Genomic DNA, 6,112 nt, shown 5'->3' on the forward strand with positions numbered 1-6,112 from the left:
CATCGTCTTCGAGTCCGCTACGAGCGCCTTGCCAGGATCCATGAAGCTTTCTTGAAGTTCGCCGCTTGCCTCATCTGTTGGAATACCCTCCAGCGATCTATGCAGGAGCCTTTTTGAAACCGTCTCTTAGTTGTGTGAGCGATCGCCTGGTCGAAATCAGGGCCAGTGTCCCGAAACGAAGGGTATGATAGCTCTGATAAGCGACCCTCCGTTTCTCCGTTGCCGCAGGCCCATCAGAAAACGCTCGGCGGAAGGGCCAACTGCATCCAGTCGGCGCTACCGTTGCACGCCGCGTGTCGCAGTGTGTGGAGCAACACGTACTTGCCGACGAATTGAATGGCGCCGCACTCCGTTGCCCGCGCCACCAGGACGGTCGCGATCTGGTAACCGCCCCGCTGTTCTTGGTGGCACCCGGGAAGGCATCGCCTGAAGTTGGCGAAGGGGTTCCCGGAATGCCGGGCTAGTGGTGTCCGAGATCAGCCAGGTGCCTGCGGCGTCAAGTTCCGTTTCGAGGGCCGTCGCCGTGGCCTGCAGCATGCGCACTTGGGTCCCCGTCGGCGCATTAGCTCCTCACGCACATCGGCGCTTGCCAGATAAGCCTTCGCGACCTCTTCGGCGACCTTCATCGCGAACATTGGGGCCTGCCTCAATGCATTTTCGTTGAAGAAGGTGCGGCTGTCTCGGTCTTCGCGCAAATGCCGGAGCCAGTCGGAAGCAGCACGCTGTTGTGGACTCTGGCATTCTCGGAGTAGAACAGCTTAGCCGACGACCGTGCAATAGGGCACCATGTCCGGAGCACTCGCCGACCCGTTTCCTTGCGCGAGCAGTGGCAGGTCGATCCGGGTGAGTTGTATTAGTTTGGCCTCTTCCGGCGTTACGGGGAAAAACGCGCCACCCGGTTCGCTGTACATGAAGAAGTCACCAAACTTGGCATTACAGTGGGCGCAGTGGTTCATGTAATAGCTTGAGTCAGCCATCTTGCTCAGGTCGACGTAGTAGCCCGGACATCGCTCGCTGATGAGTCTACGAACACTGCCATTCACAAGCGTCAAGTTGCCGATGAACATTCCAACGAACGAGCCATACTCGGATATTGCCCATTCGACACCTCGGACTGCACCGTCGTCCTCATCATAGTCCAGACGCCGCTGCAGATAGTCCCCTGTGCACGCGATGCAATGCACGGCTGTGGCTTCGCCGCATCGCCAGCTCTGCTCGCGAGTTGTTGCGAGGTAGAAATGAGGCGCCACATAATCCGGCATCCATCGGGCCAGCGCCTCGCAACCGCTCAAGTCCGTAGCAAACCATCCTGCGGGATCGTCCACCCAAACAGCCCGACCGGCGATCGCGTCTGGGCGCTCGCTTTTTGACAGCAGTAGCGGTGTACGCTCGAAAACGACCACGTCGCCGTGGTCCTCACAAAGGCTGCCGAGGAGCCCCAGGTTTGTTATATCGCGCAGCAGTTCCGCCCTACGTTGAAGCTGTGGTTCGATCATATCGGCAGTTTCATTCTGGAGTCGCTAGTCGGATCGGACATCATCCACTGGCTGCATGGGTACAACGCTCTTCAGATAGAAGCCCGCGCGCCCCGAATCGTTGCGGCGCGTGAACTCAACCGGTTTCAGCACGTCGGCCGTTGCGGCGTGAATCTTTTCATTCTCGGCCACCACAATCTGCCCCGGCCCACCCCAGGTCGACAGCCACGCGTAAAACCTGTCAGTGAGTGTCCGGGTAGGCCGGGCCCGTTCTTCGGCCGAATCGGGATCAGCGTATGCCTTGAGCGGAGAATCGATCACCACCACACCTTCTTGCAGCAATTTGTTCCTCGCCTCGAGACGTGAAACAAACGCCCTGTGATACCGCGGGCCCAGCCTCCCCGTCAGCGCACGGGGTACCATCAAACGAGAGCGCTTTCACCGGTATTCAATTCGGCGCTGCGCTTGGGGCCTGCCGGAAAAGTCACAAAATCGCCTCAAGCGTTGGTCTGGGGAACAACTTTCTGCAAGGCCTCTTGAAGCAAACTTGTTCCCGACATGTCTGCCAGCCGCAATTCGACTGGCCAGGAACGGGAACAAAATTATGCGACCCAACGACTGGGGTTTGATGTGTTCGTATCGCAGAAAACGCAAGACGGTTAGTTGCATCTGTTCGTTTTGATCGAGGCGCCAAAAGGTGAGCCATTTCGGGAGACCAACGGGCTAACTCTGTCTGAGCCAGCATCGTTTCAATCAACCTGATCGCGGCAGGTGATCAGCCGAGGCACCCACTCGAACGACGAGTAACAAGGCAGGCCTCACGCGCCAGCGTTCGCCCGGGGGCTATCCGGCGGTAGTCGTTTAGGGTTGTTCGCCGACCCGAAGCCGCTGATCGGACGAGATTTACAACGGTCCGTTCCAAGGCCAGCACCGGTCAATCGCCAATGACGTTTCGAATGGCCGTCTGGCGAATCTGCCGCGCCTTTCCCCAGTTGCCAGTCTTTGTCCGTCGACTTCGGTGTAGTGCGGACTAGGGCTTTGCACTCTCGGTGGACATTCGCTTTGTCAAGACGCAAACGTTATCGAATATCCTCATCTGGCGAGGCAGGGACCGTCCCATGTCACCGGACCGGACTCCCGGAGGGAGAGCCACGTGCGCGCCGCCAGTCAGCGAAGGGGCGCACGTGGTATCGTGCAACGCGTCGCGTAGCGAGAATGCGTTTTCAACGTGAAACTCATGCGCCATTACTGACGACCTTACAAAAGAATGTTCACGCCTCCCTTCGCGACGTGCGACCAGCCTTCGGGCAATCAAGAAAATCCCCGCGAGCTTCTCAAAACCGTTGTCGCAGCATCGCTTGTGACTGGCCTCGAAATGTTCGATTTCACCGTTTTCGGATTCTTCGCGGTGATGATCGGAGACCGGTTCTTCCCAGCGAACGATCCGATGACTTCATTGCTGTGGGCCGTCGGTACATTCGGCGTCGGCTTTTTCATGCGACCTGTTGGCGCGATGATCATCGGCGCTTACGCGGACCGCGTTGGACGCCGCGCAGCGATGACGAGGACCAGCTGGATGATGGCTCTGGGAACCGCCGCGCTCGGCCTGTGCCCGTCGTTTGCCAGCATAGGCGTGATTGCGCCGCTCGTTGTCATCGCCGCTCGATCGTTGCAGGGCTTTGCCGTCGGCGGCGACATCGGAGTTGCCGCGACCTTCGTGCTGGAGGCTGGGCCCGTGTCGCGTCGCGGCTATCTGGTCAGCTGGCAGCTCGCTAGCCAAGGCGCGGCCGCGTTGCTGGGCGCAAGCCTGGGGGTGCTACTCACCAGCACGGTGTCACCGGCCGCTCTTGCTTCGTGGGGCTGGCGGATCCCATTCCTGATCGGTCTGCTGATCGCGCCAGTCGGTCTCTACGTTCGCCATCGGCTTCGCGATGATCGGATTCCCACCAACACCGCCAGAAATGCCGGCACACCGCTCGCCGAACTGTGTCGCGAACATGGGACGACGATCCTGCTGGCGATGCTGATGATGATGGGGCAAACCATACCGGTCTACGCGATCGTCTACTTCATGCCTAGCTATGCGACTCGCGTGATGCACATGCCCGCCGTCATCGGATTTCTGGCTTCCGCGTTGTCTGCGCTGCTGCTGGTCGTCATTCCGCCGCTGGCCGGCCGCCTCATAGACAGTCTGCCTCGCCGCAAACCACTGGCCCTCCTTGCCTCTGGATGCACGGCGCTTCTGGTCTATCCGGTCTTTCTGGTGATTACCCGTGCGACCAGCGCGCTGCCTATCCTGTGCGGCGTCGGGCTCATTAGCACAATGGTGGCGTTCGGCGCCGGCGCGGTCGCCCTGCTTGTGCTCGAAGCGCTTCCTGCGCGGGTGCGCGCCAGCGGCATGGCCGTTTCGCATGCGCTGCACGTCGCCTTGTTCGGCGGCACTGCTCAATTCATCGTGACGGCATTGATCAGATGGACCGGCGATCCCATGTCTGCAGCCTGGTATGTGGCGCCGGCGTGTGTGGTGAGCTTCTGTGCGCTGACGCTTTTCAAGGAACGGCGCCTCGAAACCTGAACCGCCGCGTGCGCATTGACGCCTATCACTGGGTCTGAACTATCTTGTCAGCTAGAGCCCGAAAATCCTGCGGCGCCATGTCGTAGGCTCGCCGGAAGGCGCGCGTAAAATCAGACGCACTTTTGAAGCCGAGTCCGTAGGCAATCTCTATCACCGCTAAGTGCGGATACCGGATCAGTTCATCGGCCGCATGGCGTAGCCTCAGGTGGCGGATATAAGCGCCAACGCCGCCTTCATGCTGAAACAGGCGATAGATGGTCGGGCGAGGAAGTTGAAGCGCATTTAGCACACTTTCGGGGGAGAGTTCATCTTCAGTCAGGTGCGCCTGAATATAGCGCCGTACCTGACCGAACATGGCTACCCGGGCTGCAGCGCGCGTGTCGCCGCTCAGGCGCGCCTGTCGTCCAAACGCTGCGACAAGGAGCTTGGCCGCCGCGCGTATGGCGCCGTCCGCCTCACCGGCACTCATGCATGCGATCGTCCGACTGAGCGCCGCAACGTGTTCGATGATCAGTCGCTCGAGCGGCGTCGAACCATGGAGCACACGGCCGTGGATGGCCTCCGGATCAGGAAAGACCTCCTGCACAAACTCGCCCGGCACGAAAAACGCGATCACCCTGCATGCCTGGCGTTGCATTCGAACGGGTTGGTTCATATCCAGTGCAAGGATGCTTGCGGCTGAGGGTGTGGGATCGCGCCGCGCGGTGCGCACGGCGACGTTCTCAACTCCGCCCTCCAGAAACACATGAAAGACGAAGTCGCGTACCCGGTCTGTCGAGATCCGGGCCAGTGAGCGCTCAAGCACAATCAGGTCCGACCGGCAATCCGTAAATACAAGCTCGCCAACCTGATAGCGGTCAATCGACGCTTGGAACGGCCTCTCCAGGTCAGATCGCGAGGGCAGCACGTCAACAAGGTGACCGACCCGATCCCGCCAGGCGAGCAAGCGCCGCTGTGGCGCTTCCCCCCGCACGCTGAAGTGACTGTGGGCAATGCCGTGCTTTAGCGGACGGCAGACATCAACCGTGGGTGCGCGGGAGCTCATGCGAAGAAGTTCGTTACTGGAATGTGCATGGACGTCTTCTGGAGTAGACGTTTTCGGAATTTAACCGAAAATCTGCCCGGCGTGAATTTTTCGAAAAACGGGTCTGGAATTTTTCAGGAGCTGACACGCACGGTCAAACCTGCGCGTACAGGTAAGAGTATGTTGAGTGTCAATTGTGGGCCGCAGTTCGCCAAGAACCAGCCATTGGGTCGTGCAACACAAACGACCCTTCGTGGCCGGCAAGCGTGCGCTCGCTCACCGGTTCCCTTCACAAGGGAGACACGACGATGAAGCAAGCGCTTAATCGGTGCCGCATCTTTGGAAGTGCGCTACGGCCAATATGTCCAATATGCGGGACACCCCGAATTGCCGTACTCCTGAACCTCCTTCTACCATCAACTCCCCGCTGCATATCGCAGCCAAATGCGCCGCTGGTAATGCGTGGCCGCAAGCGAGCGCTATAGCTGGCGGGCACGGCACACAAGCCGGTAGCCGGCGCATTCCATGTACAGCGCCTACTCGAACTCTCAGGAGACAGGTATGCTCAGCCCCCATGAATTTGCGACATTGATGCTCGTCAAGGACTGCGTCGAACAGATTGCCGACCGGGACGAACTTGACACGTTGCTCGAACGTCAACTGCTCGACATGGAGCAACTTGCGGGTGGTGCCGTGCTCCCTCGCGTTACGCAGGACGGAGATGCCCTGCTTCGTACCCTCGCGCGAATTCACTGACACGTCGGACCGTGTGAGCCCGCACGCTCGGTGATATGCGGGATTGACCGTTCTCCCAGGCCCTTGCCGCGGCCCCAGGATTTCCGAAATGTTCTTGAGGAGATTGCCATGTCTCGCGAGTCCGAATGGGTCAAATTCGTGCTCCACGACGAATTCCGGTTCTGATAATCATATAGCCGGCCTCCCCTCCGTTCGGGTCGAACGGCTGGCGTAGAGTCGAGGTGCGAACAGCGACGTGACGCACAGGAGGCCGGCATGAACAAGTTTAGTGGAATCGATCTG

The 6,112-nt window shown here is 59.7% G+C and carries 5 protein-coding genes; 2 read left to right on the plus strand and 3 right to left on the minus strand.

From position 1 onward, the window contains the following. Positions 1-758: 758 nt before the first annotated feature. Positions 759-1,496 (minus strand): hypothetical protein, encoded by a 738-nt coding sequence (locus tag FSO04_RS44675; RefSeq protein WP_154567750.1) that lies wholly within the window; start codon positions 1,494-1,496, stop codon positions 759-761. Positions 1,497-1,520: 24 nt separating this feature from the next. Then, positions 1,521-1,817, minus strand: a complete 297-nt coding sequence (locus FSO04_RS44680) for a hypothetical protein (RefSeq protein WP_174825356.1) — start codon at positions 1,815-1,817, stop codon at positions 1,521-1,523. A gap of 925 nt (positions 1,818-2,742) precedes the next feature. Here FSO04_RS44680 and FSO04_RS44685 point away from each other — a divergent pair. Continuing rightward, on the plus strand, positions 2,743-4,050 hold the full coding sequence (locus FSO04_RS44685) for an MFS transporter (protein ID WP_154567751.1): 1,308 nt from the start codon (positions 2,743-2,745) through the stop codon (positions 4,048-4,050). A 25-nt stretch (positions 4,051-4,075) separates the two neighbouring features. Here FSO04_RS44685 and FSO04_RS44690 read toward each other — a convergent pair whose 3' ends face one another. After that, positions 4,076-5,095 carry a helix-turn-helix domain-containing protein gene (locus FSO04_RS44690; protein WP_154567753.1) on the minus strand — a complete coding sequence of 340 codons (1,020 nt, stop codon included), beginning with the start codon at positions 5,093-5,095 and terminating at the stop codon, positions 4,076-4,078. 540 nt (positions 5,096-5,635) lie between these two features. Here FSO04_RS44690 and FSO04_RS44695 point away from each other — a divergent pair. After that, the gene (locus FSO04_RS44695; protein WP_154567754.1) at positions 5,636-5,830 is read left to right on the plus strand and encodes a hypothetical protein; all 195 of its coding nucleotides are present in this window, start codon (positions 5,636-5,638) and stop codon (positions 5,828-5,830) included. Positions 5,831-6,112 lie beyond the last annotated feature (282 nt).

It is taken from the genome of Paraburkholderia madseniana, assembly GCF_009690905.1.
Lineage (GTDB): Bacteria > Pseudomonadota > Gammaproteobacteria > Burkholderiales > Burkholderiaceae > Paraburkholderia > Paraburkholderia madseniana.